Annotated in this window: 9 protein-coding genes; 4 read left to right on the top strand and 5 right to left on the bottom strand. The window is 44.5% G+C overall.

Annotated features, from left to right (window positions below; genetic code table 11):
- Positions 1–123 precede the first annotated feature (123 nt).
- The 3 genes from DK188_RS14330 to DK188_RS14320 all read right to left on the bottom strand — a co-directional run bounded on the left by DK188_RS14330 (position 124) and on the right by DK188_RS14320 (position 3,149).
- Positions 124–1,140 (bottom strand): ThuA domain-containing protein, encoded by a 1,017-nt coding sequence (locus DK188_RS14330; RefSeq protein ID WP_111671497.1) that lies wholly within the window; start codon positions 1,138–1,140, stop codon positions 124–126.
- 97 nt (positions 1,141–1,237) lie between these two features.
- A complete protein-coding gene (locus DK188_RS14325; protein ID WP_111671496.1) occupies positions 1,238–2,107 on the bottom strand; it encodes a DUF808 domain-containing protein in 870 nt (289 codons plus the stop codon).
- A gap of 157 nt (positions 2,108–2,264) precedes the next feature.
- Entirely contained in the window at positions 2,265–3,149 is an 885-nt protein-coding gene (locus tag DK188_RS14320; protein ID WP_111671495.1) for a phytanoyl-CoA dioxygenase family protein, read from the bottom strand.
- A 212-nt stretch (positions 3,150–3,361) separates the two neighbouring features.
- On the opposite strand from DK188_RS14320, the gene DK188_RS14315 reads away from it, so the two are divergent.
- Positions 3,362–4,786, top strand: a complete 1,425-nt coding sequence (locus DK188_RS14315) for a Gfo/Idh/MocA family oxidoreductase (protein ID WP_111671494.1) — start codon at positions 3,362–3,364, stop codon at positions 4,784–4,786.
- Between the two features lie 192 nt (positions 4,787–4,978).
- Here DK188_RS14315 and DK188_RS14310 read toward each other — a convergent pair whose 3' ends face one another.
- Complete coding sequence (locus DK188_RS14310) at positions 4,979–6,211, bottom strand: M48 family metallopeptidase (RefSeq protein WP_111671493.1); 1,233 nt, start codon at positions 6,209–6,211, stop codon at positions 4,979–4,981.
- A 5-nt stretch (positions 6,212–6,216) separates the two neighbouring features.
- Positions 6,217–7,263, bottom strand: a complete 1,047-nt coding sequence (locus DK188_RS14305) for a PorP/SprF family type IX secretion system membrane protein (protein WP_111671492.1) — start codon at positions 7,261–7,263, stop codon at positions 6,217–6,219.
- 82 nt (positions 7,264–7,345) lie between these two features.
- Here DK188_RS14305 and DK188_RS14300 point away from each other — a divergent pair, with 82 nt between their 5' ends.
- The 3 genes from DK188_RS14300 (at position 7,346) to DK188_RS14290 (ending at position 17,234) form a co-directional block, all read left to right on the top strand.
- A complete protein-coding gene (locus DK188_RS14300; RefSeq protein WP_111671491.1) occupies positions 7,346–12,877 on the top strand; it encodes a gliding motility-associated C-terminal domain-containing protein in 5,532 nt (1,843 codons plus the stop codon).
- A gap of 8 nt (positions 12,878–12,885) precedes the next feature.
- The gene (yaaA, locus tag DK188_RS14295) at positions 12,886–13,638 is read left to right on the top strand and encodes a peroxide stress protein YaaA (protein ID WP_111671490.1); all 753 of its coding nucleotides are present in this window, start codon (positions 12,886–12,888) and stop codon (positions 13,636–13,638) included.
- A 95-nt stretch (positions 13,639–13,733) separates the two neighbouring features.
- Entirely contained in the window at positions 13,734–17,234 is a 3,501-nt protein-coding gene (locus DK188_RS14290) for a gliding motility-associated C-terminal domain-containing protein (protein WP_157963242.1), read from the top strand.
- Positions 17,235–17,345 lie beyond the last annotated feature (111 nt).

The raw sequence follows: 17,345 nt of genomic DNA, 5'->3' as shown, positions 1-17,345 counted from the left end.
ATTTTCTATATTCAAATTCTCTCTGAAACTCCGGCATCTTCATCATTCAGTATTCGACGTTCGGTGTTCGATATTTTTAACAATGGATATCGAATTTTAAATATCGAATAATAAAGACTTCGCTCACTTAAAATCCCCCACTTTCATTCCCTTTCGGAATGTGTCAAAGCCAAACATGGTAGGCTTGTATTCCCCCACAATGTCCACATTCAGCTCGGAGGTAATCGTTTCTGGCATATCCAAAAGCCAAAAGGAGGCGTTGAGAATCAATCTTCTGAGATCGTCACTTTGAAAACCCAAGGAAGAACCCATGGTCGAAGCGAACGCCATTCCCGGCTTTCCTCCTTCTATTTGATAGGGTTTGGTCCAAGCAATGGGCATCACTGACTTTTCCCACATCAGTGGAGCCTGATCATTCATTCCGGCGGTGGATTGTCCGTGAATGAGGACGGTGGCATTTTCGGGAAGCAACTGAATCCCATACACATCTTCGGGCACCCAGATATCTTTCACACCCCGCAGGACGGGATGATCATTCATCTCCTGTACTCCATCGATGAGCGCTCGACAGCCTTCTTTGGCGTGGATTCCGTGGTGATTGACCCAAGTTTCCCCGAAAATCCGCTTTCCGAATCCCTTTTCCCAACCTGGTTCTTTTCCATTCCAAGTCCACTTTGCAAACTTGGACTCTTTGTTTTTCTGATAGGCAAATCCATGCGTGGAGGTGCGCAATCCGATGATCGGCTTGCCTGCTTTGAGAAAATTTTCGATGTGTTGCGTCTGCTCGTCGGGGAGTTCACGGAAGCGAATCAACATAATCATCAGATCTGCTGTCTCCAGATGCTCCAAACCCGGGATATTATTCTGATAATTAGGAACAACATTCCCTGTGGTCGGCTCTATAGGAAAGAGAACCGTAGTCTTAAATCCATGGCGCTCAGCGAGAATCTTGGCCAGCATGGGCATGGATTCCTCGGAGCGGTATTCATCATCTCCAGCCACCAGCACGATGTGCTTACCCTTTCCTGGCCCCTCTTTTCCTTCAAACTGAAGAAAGGTTTGGCCATTTTGAGCACAAGCCAGTAGCGTGAAAAAAGTGAAAAGAACGCTAAATAGGAGACTTTTCCGAAGGTAAACCATGGTCAAATGGGGTTTGAGAGTAAATAAGCAAAACAGCTACCTGATTTGATTTCTCAAAATAGAGTTTTTTGGACAAATACAAGTCCTGCTCTGGTGATTAAGCCTTTTTGCGCAGCTTCTTAAAAATCAAAACCGGAATCAGCACTAAAATCCCAACGACCAAACCAATCAGGAATTCCTTAACTATTGCCGGCCATGACTCTAGCAGGTGATGGAAAAAGTCAATGTTGTGGGCAAAAATCCCGCCTGATACCAAAAGCAAAGCCAAGGTTCCTACGACCCCAAGCAAACGAATCACCCAAGGAAGGGCTCCAACGAGGAATTTACCCACCTTGTCCGAGAAACTGTCCTTGGCTTCATTTAGATTGATGAGCCTCATTCCAAACTCATCCATGCGTACAATTAGACCCACGATTCCATAGACACCGACGGTCGCTATCAGCGCAATCACTGATACCACACCTATCTGGGTACTCAATGATTTATCCACCACAGTACTCATGGCTATGATCACGATCTCCACAGAAAGGATAAAATCTGTAGTGATGGCAGACTTGATTTTTTGTTTTTCCAGAGCCAAAATCTGCTCTTCGGTGATTTCGGTTTCCAGCTTTATATGCGCTTCTTTAGGATGAGGCACCAGGTATTCGTAGATTTTTTCCGCCCCCTCATAGGCTAGGTACAAGCCTCCAAGAATCAAAATCGCAATAATAGCAGGAGGATAAAAAGCACTTAGTAAAAAAGCTATGGGCAGGATGATCACCTTGTTCAGCAGCGACCCTTTCATGATCGCCCAAAGTACAGGAAGCTCACGATCAGAAACAAACCCAGAGGCTTTCTCGGCATTTACAGCCAAATCGTCGCCCAAAATCCCGGCGGTTTTTTTCGCCGCCACTTTACTCATCACTGCCACATCATCCATCAATGTGGCGATATCATCCAATAGTGCAAATAATCCTGAAGCCATATAAAATTTAGATTTACGATTTTTGATTTACGACATTTTCTTCACCCAACAAACCTTGCCTTAAGAAGCGGAACCTTCTTTTGCGCGATTTTAGGCTTACGAAACTAAAAAGAAGTTGGACTTTTGGCTAAATCTGATTTTCTATTCTTAAAATTTTTCAGCCTTCCAATTTCTCTGGATCAAAAATCAATGGAAAAAACTTCCCCCCCATTTTTTCACCTTTTGGAATGACAGGAACGCCTTCCAAAAGTGGTTCATTGGTATCCGAAACTGTCCCATCTGCAAACACATTCAGCACAAAGGCCTTTCTGGATCGGGGAGAAAAGTTAGCAAAGCTGCCATGCACCAAAAGCGGATGGTGGAATGCCGCGTGACCGGCTTTGAGCGGAATAGCCACGGTTTTGAAATTCGCTTTTTGCTCTTCTGTCATCATCGCCATGAGGCCGTCCATTTCTCCGGCGAGTGCAGGCTTCTCGAGTAAGCCCCATCTTTGCGATCCGGGAACATATTGCAAGCAGCCGTTTTTCTCGGTGGCATCATCCAATCCACACCAGCAAGTGAGGTGTTGCATCGCAACCGTTCGGGTCCAATAGCTGTAATCCTGATGCCAAGCGACATTGCCTCCGTGATGGGCAGGCTTGCAAAAAAGCTGATCGTGCCAAAATCGAACTGCCCGATCTCCAAGCAACTGACTAGCGGCCATGCGAAAAGCTGGATTCCAGATCACATCGTGAAAAGCGGCTGCAATCCGCCAATGACCTAGCGAATGAAACAAGACCTTATTTGGATCTCCTGACTCATTGCTGTGAAACTCATGGAAAAGGTGATGAAGCGGATGCTGTGGATCCATCACTTCGTCCAATGCTTTTTTTAAGACCTCAATTTGAGTTTCATTCAAAAGCTTGATGTCTGCGAGATATCCATTTTCATGGAAAAAGCTGATCTGATCTTCGCTGAGACGATATTGATCCCAATCTGAATTGGTTTTCGGTTGGGGAAAAAGATCGGTCAAAGGATAATGGAAGTCGGCTAGGTCGGGCATGGGTTTAAGTCTTGTTTTGAAAATTAAAAGATAGGTAAAATTGAAAAGTTTAAAATCCTCCCCATAAAAAATCGTTTCCGATATCGTTTTCGCTGATTTCCTTTAAGATGCTCACAATTTTGGTTTTTGAATAGTAGATTACTTCTCGAAAAAAAATAGAAGTCTGTTCAACCTTCCTAAAACACAAGATTTTTACCCAAAACAACCCCATCATGTCAACCAATAGAAGAGACTTTCTGAAAACCGGAGCCACAGCGGCGCTAGGGCTTTCAGGCTTTACCTTGATTTCCCCAAAAGTTCTGGGCAAATCGATGGGCTATGTCGCTCCATCTGATCAAGTCAATCTTGCATGCATCGGCATCGGCAACCGAGGAAACGAAATCATCAAGGCACTTCACAAGACTGGACTTTGCAATATCGTAGCGCTTTGCGATGTGGATATGGGTGCAAAGCAGACTTTGGAGGTGATGGAGATGTTTCCTCAAGCCAAAAAGTATCAGGACTTCCGAAAGATGTTCGATGAAATCGGGGGTGAATTTGACGCGGTAAGTATCGCTACACCCGATTTTTCCCACTTCCCGGCGACCATGATGGCTTTAGCCGAAGGCAAACATGTCTATGTCGAGAAGCCAATGGCACGTACTTTCCAAGAAGTAGACTTGATGATGGCTGCCGCCAAAAAATACCCGAAGCTTGCCACCCAAATGGGTAATCAAGGTCACTCGGAAGGAAACTATTTCCAGTTCAAAGCCTGGAAAGAAGCAGGCATAATCAAGGATGTCACAGCGATGACGGCCCACATGAATAGCCGAAGAAGATGGCACAGCTGGGATCCCAACATCAGTAGTTTTCCGGCTGCCGAACCGGTTCCTTCTACCCTCGACTGGGATGTCTGGACAGCTCAGGCACGACCGCATCCATTTAACAAGGACTACCACAACGGTCAATGGCGCTGCTGGTATGATTTCGGAATGGGCGCTTTGGGTGACTGGGGAGCACATATCATAGATACAGCCCATGAGTTTTTGGATTTGGGACTTCCTTACGAAATCAACCCCACCAAACTCAGTGGACATAACATGTTCTTTTTCCCAATGTCCACCACCTTGGAATTCAAGTTTCCGGCTAGAGGCGCAATGCCTCCAATGACGATCACCTGGCAGGATGGTTTGGACAATATCCCGGCTGTTCCTGATGGATATGGTGTCTCTGAATTGGACCCAAATATTCCACCACCGAGCAATGGACAGATCCAGCCTGCAAAGTTGAATCCCGGCAAAATCATTTACAGCAAAGAACTGACTTTCAAAGGCGGTTCGCACGGTAGCACGCTTTCTATTATTCCCGAGGAAAAGGCCAAGGAGTGGGAATCCAAACTTCCCGAAGTGCCTCAGAGTCCATCCAACCATTTTGAAAACTTCCTGAAAGCCTGTAAAGGCGAGGAAAAGACACGTTCACCTTTTGAAATCGCCGGACCTCTCAGTCAGGTATTCTGCCTTGGAGTAATGGCGCAGCAAATGGGCGTGAAACTGGAATTTGACCGGGAAACGAGACAAATTACCAACAATCCACTGGCCAATCAGGTTTTGGCCGGCATGCCGCCAAGAAAAGGCTGGGAGGAGTTTTATAGGGTTTAAAAATAATTTCAGAGTATCTAGTAGCAAGACATAAGTATCAAGAAACTAGAGCCGATATGCAAGAACTAAGACCGCTGGGATACCTGGCGGTCTTTCTTTTGAAATACCCAGATCAAAATGTCTTTAACTTTTTTCAAGTCAACTTTTGGAAATAATCAACCTAAGATTAGGTGATAGTTTTTCAGAAGTTTTTCAATTTTCCAACTTTTCCAACCGCTCCAACAGTGGCGGATGCGAGTAGTTAACAAAAACGTACCAAGGGTGAGGATTAATGGTGCTCAAGGTTTTGACTGAAAGTGTTTTCAGTGCTTCCGCCAAAGGTTCACCAGAGAATGTTGTTTTGGCAAACTCATCCGCCTCAAATTCATTTTTCCTACTCAGCCAGTTCATACCCATTCCCAAAACCATAGAAATCGGAGTAAATAGCATAGTAAACCCAATGATATTCAACTCTGCTGACCAAGCCTGGCCGCCAAGAGCCAAACTCATTCGCTCTGAAAAAATAAACTGGGACAACAAAAACAGCATCAATCCAACCTGAAGTACAGAAATAATCATTCCGGACACGATGTGCTTCCGCTTATAATGTCCCACTTCATGAGCCAAAACTGCCACCAATTCATCCGGTGGGTGCTGCTCGAGTAAGGTGTCATACAGCACGATTTTCTTTCGCTTTCCAAATCCGGAAAAGAAAGCGTTGGCTTTGGAGGACCGTTTGCTTCCATCGATGACGAAAATATTATCTAAAGGAAAATCGACCGATCTGGCATAGTGAAGGATTTTATGCTTCAGTTCACCGTCCTCCAACGGAGTCAGTCTATTAAAAAGTGGAAGAATCCATGCCGTATAAAAAAGATTGACCAAGACCATGAAAACCGCTGCCACCAACCAAAACTGCCACCAAAAGTGGTGGCCCATCCGGTGGATTAGCCAAAGAAAAACCAAAAGCAATCCTCCTCCTACTAAGATTGACAGCAGGTAGCCTTTTACCTTATCCAAGAAAAACGTCCGGATGGAAGTCTTGTTGAATCCATATTTCTCTTCTATTACAAAGGTGTTGTAGTAATCAAAAGGTAAACTGAGCAAATCCGAACCGACAAATATCAACCCAAAGAACACCAGTGATTTGACTAAGGGTGCAAAGCCGAAAGCGGAAACCCAGGAATCAATCGCACCAAACCAACCCAAGGCGATAAACAAAAAAGTCAAGATGAATGAAAAGGTACCCGCAAGGAATTTGAATCGAAAATTTTCTCGCTGATAGGCTTTTGCTTCTTCAAGTTTGGAGGTACTCAGGTATTGAGAGAGCGTCGCTGGAATCTCTGGAACCGGATTTTTCACATTAAGAAACCCGAGCGTTTTCCGTACCAAAAAACCAAACACCAACACCCCAAGGAGGAGGTATTTTAAATTTTCCGGGTCCATGAATTTTAGAATTTAGGGCAGGGAAGGATGGTGTCCCGGCGGGAAGGTTTTCCTTGATAGCTATTGGGCAAGGTCCAGGAAAGACTCAATTCATGCGCTCCTCCAGACTGAATGCCAAGCTGCGACACGGTGTAATCAAAGCTGTACCCGATATTCAATCCGCTGAGTAAATTCACCCCAACCATCATCACGATAGCGTCGCGATTGCTTTGGTTTTCAACTGGCTTATATGGCAGACCTCGATACCAAACTCCAAAAACGATAGGCTCTACATAAAAATATGCCCCTACATCGAGTTGTTCAAAAGGGCCTTGTTGCTTGTAATTGATCGTAGGCGTGATGGAACGCTGTCTTCTCATATGTGTAAAATCCCCACGCATGCCTCCCTCTCCCAAGTCGATCCGATAGCCGGCATGGAAGGAAAGCTTCATCGGAAGCGGGCTAATACCATCTATAAAGGACTGGTTAGGTTCATTCACATGGTGCGCTGAAAATCCTGCCCAAAGATTCTCGGTAAAAAACAAACCTCCAACTGAGACGGAAAGCATACCTATTGGATCTCCTAGGCCAGGAATGTCAGTGCCCGGAAGCGTCGGACCAAAAGGATCACTTGGATTGATCTGGTTCGCAAAAACCAAATTTTCATAGAAACCAATTTCCCTTCTGATGTAACTCGCTTGAAAGCCGGGACGGAAGTAGGAGTTTTCCCCTAGTTTCAACTCGTAAGAATACATCGCAGAAATGGTCGTAGATCTAAGTTTGGCAGCACCCTCCGTATCCTGCATGACATGAAAGCCTATCCCACTGTTGTAATCAGGCAGATAAGTGTCATAATAAGCTGAAAATGTGGTGAACTGCGCATCAATAGAAGGCCATTGATTTCGGTAATTAAATCCTACCCTTCCCGTAAGTTCTCCCCCTGCCATGGCAGGATTTAAATAAAGCGGGGCTGCGTAGTACTGACTATATTGTGGGTCTTGTCCAAAGGACGGCGAGACAAAGATGAAACAACTTGCCACAAAAAAAACAATAACTATCAGAGACCGTAACAAGGATTTGTTCGTTTATTTGAATATTCAGTTAGCTTCTAAACGATTCATCCCTTTGGATGTTTTAGTAAGCAGTTCGAAAAATATGAAAAGCAGACCTATTTCCATAAGGTTCAATTTAATTTTTACAAGCTTCATTTTCCTGAGCCTTTTGGGATTTAGCAGGATTGGCTATTCACAAGGCTTCAATGATAACGAATGGATTTTTGGAAATTGCGGCAGCGGGACTCCAAACAGCTATTTATCCTTCGGAAAAGGAGGGACTGCTACTGTACAAACTCTTCCCGGATCGGTCATTATCGGCGAAAACAATAATGCACTGGCTATTGACCCGATTACCGGACAGCCGCTTTTCTCCACGAATGGAGTCTTGGTCTACGACAACAGTTCCAATCCGATTCAAGGCAGCGCCCCCGGTCTTGATGGAGATATCGATGGGAGACAGAAAGTAGCGACCGGCTTTTTGGAATACGATCCGGATGGAAATAAGCTTTTCTACATTTTTTACATATCGCCGGGAGGACAGCTGCAATATGCCGTGGTAGATATGAATGCCGCAGGTCAGGCTACGGGAAATGAACGACCCCTGGGAGAAGTCACCGCAAAAGATCAGGTAATCGGTTCTTCCTCAGGAGCAATTTTGGTGGTTAAGACGCCCTCCTCATCCTCTTATCTTATCAGCTTTGACGGTGGAAATCTCATTTCCCGAAGAATCGGAAATTCGGAAGGGAATTTTACACAGACTGATACAGAAGGGATTCCTTTCACTCCTAAAGCCATCATCTTTGACGAGGAAAACAGTCGGCTGATCGTGATTTCAGAGGATTCAACCGATGATATTTTGGTCATTCCTTTTGATACAAGTTCTGGCAATTTTGGCAATCCTGCACCGATAACAGGCTCCGGAGGAAGTGACGAAATCGGTGGAGCGGATTTTTCTCCTGACGGAAACTTCATCTATTTCTCGCGAGGAAACCAGCTATTCAGGGTACCAAGTGGTGACTTGACAGCAACTCCTGAGGAAATTTCGTTGACCACAGGACTGAATCAGGTCTATGATATCAAGTCCGGTCCTGATGGACAGCTCTACTACATCTACGAAGAAGTACCAGGAGGGCCACAGTTGATCGGGAGAGTCACTAATCCCAATGAGCCTGACCTGAGCTTATTGACAGTGGAAGAGGACCCGTTTATGGGGACTGACTTTTGCGGAACGATTTTTCCTGTTTTTGCTCCAAATGCGGATATCGACCCTACTGCGGATTTCACCTGGAGTCCAGACGCTCCCTGCTCCAACAATCCTGTGCAGCTCACCAGTGTCATTACTCCGGAAAACTACCAACCTGTATCGTTCAATTGGGAATTTAACCCTCCACTGACCGATTCTGTAGGAAACCCGTTACCTGCTGACTTTTCACAGGAGCACTTTTTAGTTCCGCAGGATGCTACACAGGGGACAAGTCTACAGGTGACCTTGACGGTTGAATTTGAAGACGGTAGCACACAAGTGGTAGACAAAACAATCCCGCTGACCGAAAATAACCTTGAGGCAAATTTCACTCCTTCAGACACGACTCTATGTTTGAGTTGTATTGACTTATCTCCTTTGCTGCAAGCCCAAGCAGCGGAAGGAGAACAAGGCGGAGAAGCTCCTGGAGGAGGCGGATCCAACTATGAATATTTCTGGTCAAACAAGCGTGACCAAGGATGGATAGGACAAGAAGAAAATGAAGTTTGTCTTCCGGGATTGTATTGGGTTTTGGTCAGAGAGCCAGGTTCTGAATGCTATGCTTATGCTGAAATCCGAGTAAAAATCTGGGATTTACCAGACCAATCCAACAACATCTGGTACTTTGGTGACGGTGCGGGCTTGAACTTCAATCCTGATCCCAATGATGAAAACGCACCCACTCCAAGACCGATCGAGCAACGACATCCACAAAACATTCCCGCCGGTACGACGACCATTTCGGACCAAGCCGGGGAAGTACTCTTTTTTACAGACGGACAATCGGTGTGGGATCTGAATGGAAACCTTATGGAAAACGGGGATGACATCGGTGGAGATAATACCTCTAGTCAGTCAGTTTTAGCAGTCCCTGTTCCCTCACAGCAAACTTTATTTTACTTATTTACCACTCAGGCAACAGCCAGTGGAACAAATAGTGTGAGTTATTCTCTCGTGGACATCAAAGCCGAAAACCAGAACGGAGTCGGCAATGTAACGACCAAAGACAATTTCCTCTTTAGTCCTTCCACGGAACAATCAGCCGCAATTTCAGGAGGTGATACCACATGGGTGATGTTTCATGAGCTGGGAAATAATACCTTCCGTGCCTATCCTGTTTCGAGCCAGGGCATCGGTCAGCCAGTTCTCAGTTCGGTAGGGAGTAACCATGGATTTAACTCAGGAGTCGGAGCGATGAAGTTTAGCCCTGACGGAACTAAGCTGGCTGTAACGATCTCCGAAGGAGGCTGTAATAAAGCCGAAATCTTTGAATTTGATCAGCAAACGGGAGAGCTTAGTGAATATGCACGAATCGACTTGGGATGTGATGGAGATGTGTACGGCTTGGAGTTTTCACAAGATTCGGACAGAGTATTGGTTTCCTACCGAAATGGAGGTCCGGGAATTGAAGAATTTATCATCAAGGCAGTCGAAAATGATGACCCGAATGCACCTGTTTGTCCTTCTTGCTTTTCCTCAGCAACTACCAGAGCCCAGCGTGAGGCCTGTATTCTCACCACGAGAAATCAACTTAGCGGGACATCCAGTCTAGATCTTGGCGCCTTACAAATCGCTTCGGATGGGCAGATTTATGTAGCTGTGGTAGGAGACAATCGGATCGGACAAATTCAAGTCGGATCAGGATGTACAGGCACCAGCACCTTCACTCAGGATGCAGTAGAACCGATGCCCGGCACATCCAATCTCGGTCTGCCATCCTTTGTTCAAAACTCCGGAAGCTCTATTCCTGAGCCAGCCCTTTCCCTTCCGCCCAGACTGTGTCTAGATCCGGAACTTGGGGCAAGTGGTCTACTCGAAGGAGCAGGTGAGCCTGATATCGACTCGTATTTTTGGACGATTACCAATGAAGATGGGACCGTGGTCAGAAATAACTTTGGCGGACCGGGAGAAGAATTCCAGACGTTGGATCAAATCTTCACTGCTCCGGGTATCTATACGGTAGAACTTAGAGTAGATCGATGCGGAGATCCTGAATATTTCAGAGCAGAGGGAGAAATCGAGGTAGTTGCGCCTCCAACGCTTACCTTGGAAGATGATGCAACCCTATGTGCAGGATCGCCGGTAACACTTACAGCCATAGATGGCTATGATCCAGCTGAAGGGCTCTATGACTTCCAATGGACCAATGCTGCTGGAGTTGTGTTTGGAGACGAAAATTCCAACTCAATCACAGTAGACGAAGAAAGCATCTATACAGTCCAAGTAAGCTTCAAACTCCCTTCAGGATTGAGTGATGATGAGGCTTTGCTTTTTGAAACTTGTCCGGCTACAGCTGAGGTATTTGTAGGTCCAGCATTTGAATTTGATCTGACTCAAACGGCAACTGAAGTTTGCTTTGAAGAGACCACAGTTACTTTTGCTCCAAATACTCCAATTTCCGGTGAGTGGTTTTATGAGTTAAATCAAGATGGGAACCGGGTAAGCTTGGGTGAGTTTTTCGAATTGGAATTATTCATCAATACCCTTCCTAGCTCAGGTCAATACGAGATAATTTTTGTGACACAGGATCCGATTTTAGAAGGTTGTACCGTCGAGAAAAAACTGGACTTGTTGGTCAATGAATTGCCGCTGTTTGTACCAACTCAAACTACTCCTGCCACGGATTGTGCCACTGCAGACGGGGCATTTGAAATTACTATGCAGGCAAATGCCGCTGAGGTCAGAATTCCAGCACTCAGTTTGACATTTTCAAATGTAAATGCAGGAGATATCATTCCAGTGTCTAATTTGCTGCCGGGAGTCTATGTAATCGAAGCCGAAAACAGTCAGGGTTGTACTTACTTCCTACCTGTCACGGTAGAAAATCTTGATCCTCCTACGCTACTCAGGTATAGTGTTAGTGTCAGAGATGAAATCTGTGGACCTGATGGTGTATTGCCAGGTACAGTTACTTTTGCTTTCGACGCTGGAATTGCTCAGACCGGCTCATACCATTTGATCCGGGTCGGAGATGGTTTAGAGATAACTGGTCCACTACCAGTCACTCATATTTGGACAGTGGACGTACCTCATGGAGAGTATGAGGCCTATATTCTCTTTCAGGCAGATCCTTCATTGCCTGGGTGCCCAATTACCCTGGATGATCCGATAACGATTTTGGAGAGATTTGAAGTAGTCTTCTCAGTCCCTACTCAAGTAGAAGCCTGCGAAAGCTTCACTTTTGCTCCAAGTGGCCCTGAATCTTTGATCTATTCAGCTATTAACTCTTTGGGGACAACTATTTTTCCCGATGCTGATGGAAATTTCACCTTCACCCAAAGTGGGGGCTACACTGTCAGCGGTGTGGATCCGATGGGTACAAACTGCCCGCGGGAGATCGATATGAATGTGACGATCACGGCACCACTGGACTATAATCTTTCTGGCCCAATCATCGATTGTCAGGTGGGCGTGACCTACGAGGCAGTTCTGAATAACGCTAATCCGGCAGACGTCATTTTTCTTTGGAAGGATAATCTTGGTGTCATCGTAGGCAGAAGGCAGACTTTTGTTCCGACTCGTGGGGGTGATTATACGCTGGAAGTTCAGCCAGTCGCAGGAGGACTTTGTCCATCCAGCGAAATTCCTTTCTCTGCTGAGGTTTTAACAGAATCAGTGGTAGTAAGTCTGGACGTAGTACCCTTCTGTATCGAGCAAACAAGCACTACCATTACTGTAATAGCGGATCTCTCGACTGTGACTGAGATAGAGTGGTACTCAGTAGTAGGCGGCACCCGAACGCGGATTTTTGAGTTTGATAATTTACCCGTCATTGAAGTGAGTGTGGAAGGAACCTATGAGGCTCTCCTTCGTAGCCAGTTTGGCTGTGAACTTGGCAGGGCGAATGGCGTCGTATCCAAGTCTACCATTATTCCTCCTGTGGTGCCTTCGGAATTTACCATTTGCGCCATTGAGGGAGTCACTACCAGTATAGACCCGGGAGATTACGATAATTACAGCTGGAGATTAAATGGGGAAGAAGTCTCCCAGGACGGCATTTTCACCCCTACCCTTCCGGGAAATTATGAACTTCGGGTATCTGACAATCTAGGCTGTGAATATGTGGCCAATTTTACTGTGAATGAAGATTGTAGGCTTCGGATTACTTATCCTACCGGTGTGGTTCTAGATGATCCCAACCGGGGATTTATCCTCTATGCCAACGAATACATCGATGAGGTAGATGTATTCATTTACAACCGATGGGGAGAATTGATTTTCTTCTGTGAACACGAAAATCTAGAACCCAGACAACCTTTCTGTCCATGGGATGGTATGGTCAACGGAAAATTTGTCCCTAATGGAACATATGCGGTCGTAGTGAAGTTTACCTCCCGAGCACAAAACAAAACCGAGACCGAAACCAAAGCGATTACGATTATCCAATAGTAGCAAGTATGTTGATTCTGATTTCTCCTGCCAAAACATTAGATTATTCCAACCCGATTTTTAAAGAGCACACGCTTCCCGACTTTAACTCAGAAATCAAAGCGCTGGTCAGCGTCATGAAAAAAAAGACCGCAAAGGAGATTTCGGAACTGATGCACGTAAGTGAAAATCTGGCTACCCTGAATGAGGAACGGTATAAATCTTTCCAAAAAGAATTCACCACCACTAACTCAAAGCAGGCTCTACTTGCATTCAAAGGTGATGTATATACCAAAATCGATGTGGATCACTATTCCAGAGCAGATTTTGAATTTGCCCAACAGCATCTCAGGATTCTTTCTGGTCTTTATGGTTTGCTAAAGCCACTGGATCTCATTCAGCCCTATCGACTCGAGATGGGAACCCGTCTAGAAACAAAAAAAGGGAAAAATCTCTATGAATATTGGGGGACAAAAATTGCAAAAGCAATAAAAAACGCCTCAAATGGGGCTACAATTATCAATCTGGCTTCCCAAGAATATTTCAAAGCTGTAGATCTCAAAGCGCTAAAAAGTCAAGTGATCACCATTCATTTCAAGGAATTCAAAAACGGTGAATATCAAATCATTGGCTTCTTTGCAAAGCAGGCCAGAGGATTAATGACTGACTATGCTATCAAAAACAGAATCACTGATCCGGAGCATTTGAAAGGATTCAATCTGGAGAGGTATGAATTTTCAGCTCCCATGAGTGATCACAAAGACTGGGTCTTTGTCAGGTAAGGTTGAAATCGAATTTTTGATTTCGATTTGTTGATGAGACAATTTCGAGGATAATTAGGTACTTTAGTGTGCTGAAAACCAGTTTTTTCTACTCCTTGAAAAAGTCCCTTTCAATTTTCTTTTCATTTATTTTATTTTTCCTCTTTCCCTTCTTAGCGATAGAGCGTACGATTGATTTTGATACTTTTTCGATTCAAAAATTTTCTCCAACCAAAGCTTCACTTGCACTTAATGATCCCGAGTTGTCGGGACCAGATCGGCTTTGTAATGTATTTGGGAGTGTTTTGGGCAGTTTTTTTGGTGGAGGCAATCCTGCTACCGATGTCTATAGTTGGGAGATACTTGGACCCTCAGGTCAATTGATATTTTCGGCTACAGGTGGTGGTGGTTTTCAAACCTTGGATTTTACGTTTTCACAGATTGGAATACATACCATAAAGCTTACTGTAAGTAGAGGTGGAATTCCTTTCGGAGCACTTAGTAAACCCGTAGAATTGGTCAAAGGACCAGAATTGGTACTTGAACCCACATATGTCATCTGTGAGAATCAGGAGATTGATCTTATCGCTATAGATTCCGAGAGCGGCAATTTTTCCTTCTATGAATTTGAGTGGAAAAATGAAAGCGGAGATATCATTGGAAACGAAAACGTCCTAAAAGTCAATCAAGCGGGGAGTTATAGCGTAGTTTTTTTCTTTATCAATTCCAATGGAGAGAAGGAATGTAGTACTCAGCTCACATCCCGAGTCTCTTTGGCCAATTCTTTTTCGATCGAATCATCTGCTTCGACTGTTTGTCCAGATCAGGAAATAAGCTTTTTCAGTCAACCTGTCACTAACGGAAAGTGGTCAATTCTGAAGAATGGCGAAACAGAGCGAATAGAATTAGGTGAGAGTTCAAGCCTTACCTTTAATCCATCGGTTTTGATGCTCGTTCCAGGCGATTACACTGTTTTCATGACAGTGACCAATAGTCAAAACCCGGCCTGTACTCTGGAATCTTCGTCCACTTTCATTTATTACGATCAACCTCGGTTTGAATTTTTATCGCCTGTATCAGCCAGTGGCTGTCAGGTAGCCAATGGCGCCATTCGTATAAAAGCATTGACAGCTATTGACCAGATTTCAATTGAAAATTCATCTGTAAGTTTTGGGCCTCTGTCACCCGGAGATGAGATCGATTTGAGTGGGCTAAAATCTGGATCCTACACTGTAGTGGCAAATCTAGGAAGCTGTAGCAATGCCCTTGCATCGGTAGTTCCTCTTGACAATCCTCCCGAGCAGCTGAAATTTGATATCGTAGACATTGAACCGGAAACCTGCACAGCAACCGGTAAAATCGATGGGGCCTTTACCGTTAATCTTTTAAATGGACCAATTAATGGATTCTATCGATTAATCAATGAAAAGGGTGCCGTGTTGCTTGAAGAACCGACTGGAAATCAACCTACAATCAAAGTAGCAATCGCTGGAGGAACCTACTTTTTTGAATTGTATGGAGAGGATGATTGCACACTTCCACAATCAAACCAATTGGTAATCAAATCTTTAGAGCAAACCAATTTTGAGGTTCCAGCCTCGATTGCAGTCTGTCAGACTTTGGATTTTACTCCAGTTACAGCCCAAGAGATTCAGTTTACTATCACTGAACCCGATGGAACTTCGAGTACGTTCAGTACTGGAGAAGTATTTCCGCTAACTCAGGCTGGTACCCACACCATTTTGGGTACAATTCCAAATCAAAGTGAAATTTGCCCGACTTTGAAGGAGTTTGATGTGACGCTTGTAGCGCCTGTTGATTTTGAACCTGTTTTGATTTCTCAGGATTGCTTTGGAAATAGGACCTATGAAGCCAACATCAATGGAAGAGATCCCCAAACCGTTAAATTCAGATGGTTTGATGAAAACAATAATGTGGTAGGAACGGGTCAGTTTCTTGACCTAGATCCCTTTATTTCTGGAAACTATTCACTCGATGTCCAACCCGCAAACAGTTCGGCCTGCCCAATTCCTCCGATAGCTTTTGAGATTAAAAAGCCTGTCTTATCTGTTGAAGTAAATTTGACATCTACCAAACTGTGTGAATTTGGACCAAGGGCCATTCTCTCAATTACCACAACAGATTTTGAAGAAGTGACGGATATTGAATGGAGACGGTTCAACGACTTAGGCGAAATCGAAACCCTCCCTCAATTCAAAAATCAAACTGAAATCATTGCCGATGTAGAAGGTGTATATGAAGCTGCAGTATTTAGTATCATCCCAGCCATTCAGAAAAACTGCGAGCTTGGTAGAAGCACGTTGAATCTGGATTTAACTCCTCAAAAAGTAGAATTCACAATCCCAAACACCCTTTCCATTTGTGATCCCTATGAGCTAGTCCCGCAAAGTGTAGCACCCCTTACTTTTACCCTTACCCTACCAGATGGAAGCACACAGACAAGGGCTTGGAATGAAGCCTTTGAGATCATAATGCCGGGAACGTATACTCTTTTGGGTTATAATCCAGATGTTTTATTTCCTCTCTGCCCCGAACAAAAAACCTTCATTGTCACCAAATACGAGCCTGTCCAATTCAATCCTGAACTTGTCGATTTGACTTGTGAAGGAATTTATGAGTTTACTGCTTCGCTGGCAAATTACACCGTCTCAGAGGTTGACATATTTTGGAAAAATCAAAGCGGGGCTGTAATCGGCACGGATCAGACTTTATTCCTTTCCAGCTATGGCACTTATTCGCTGGAAGTCCAGCCTAAAGGCTCTCTTCCCTGCCAAATCTCGCCACTAATTTTTGAAGCACCGGAGCCGGTGCTCAGTGTTGCAACTTCGATCCTGGCAGAACCACTTTGCCCTGACCAGACAGCGGCGGCCTTGGCAGTGAATGCGGATTTGACAGAAGTTTCGAAAATTGAATGGTGGTTTACGTCCATAGATAACGACAGGGTCCCTTTGACTTCTGATACGGATAAGACAGAAATTCTGGCGATCGCAGAGGGAACCTATGAGGTAATTTTACGCAATCAATTTGGCTGTCAATTAGGGAGAGATCAGGTACTGATCTTAAGGAGTCAAGATACCGTTCGGCCGGTTGTGGAAAATTCCTACCAAATCTGCCCAAGGTATGGAATAGGACCTGTGATCGATCCCGGCAATTTTGCCAGCTACGAATGGTATTTTGAAGAATCTTTGGTAGCTAATTCACCGACTTTTAAACCCTTACAGGTGGGCAATTACAGACTGGTGGTCTTCAGCTCAGAAGGATGCGCCTATGAAACCAACTTCGTTACCGAGGAAGAATGTGAATTGCGCGTGGCTTTTCCAGATGCCATTCAGCCAGGAAATCCCGACAAACCATTCCTCATCTATACCAACTACCTGATTGATGAATTGGAAATTTGGATTTTCAATAAATGGGGACAAATGATTTTCCACTGTAAACAAACCGAATTGATTTCCGAAGAATCAACCTGTGTATGGGATGGTCTTTTTGACGGAGAAAAAATCCCGCCAGGATCGTATGCTTTTCGGATGACCTTCAGAAATTATGAGAAAAATATTGTGAAAGAACAGCTTGGGTCCATTTTTGTGATAGATTAAAAATTTATTTTCCTCTTTAGAGCATAGGTGGAATGTTTTTTGACATTTGGCATCTAAAAAAAATCGGGAGAAGAACCCGAATCAATCACCTAAAAATTACATAAACCCTGT

The sequence above is a fragment of the Algoriphagus litoralis genome (assembly GCF_003259255.1).
Taxonomy (GTDB): Bacteria; Bacteroidota; Bacteroidia; order Cytophagales; family Cyclobacteriaceae; genus Algoriphagus; species Algoriphagus litoralis.
Note: the sequence above shows the minus strand (reverse complement) of the source record. Positions and strands in the feature narration are given on the sequence as shown.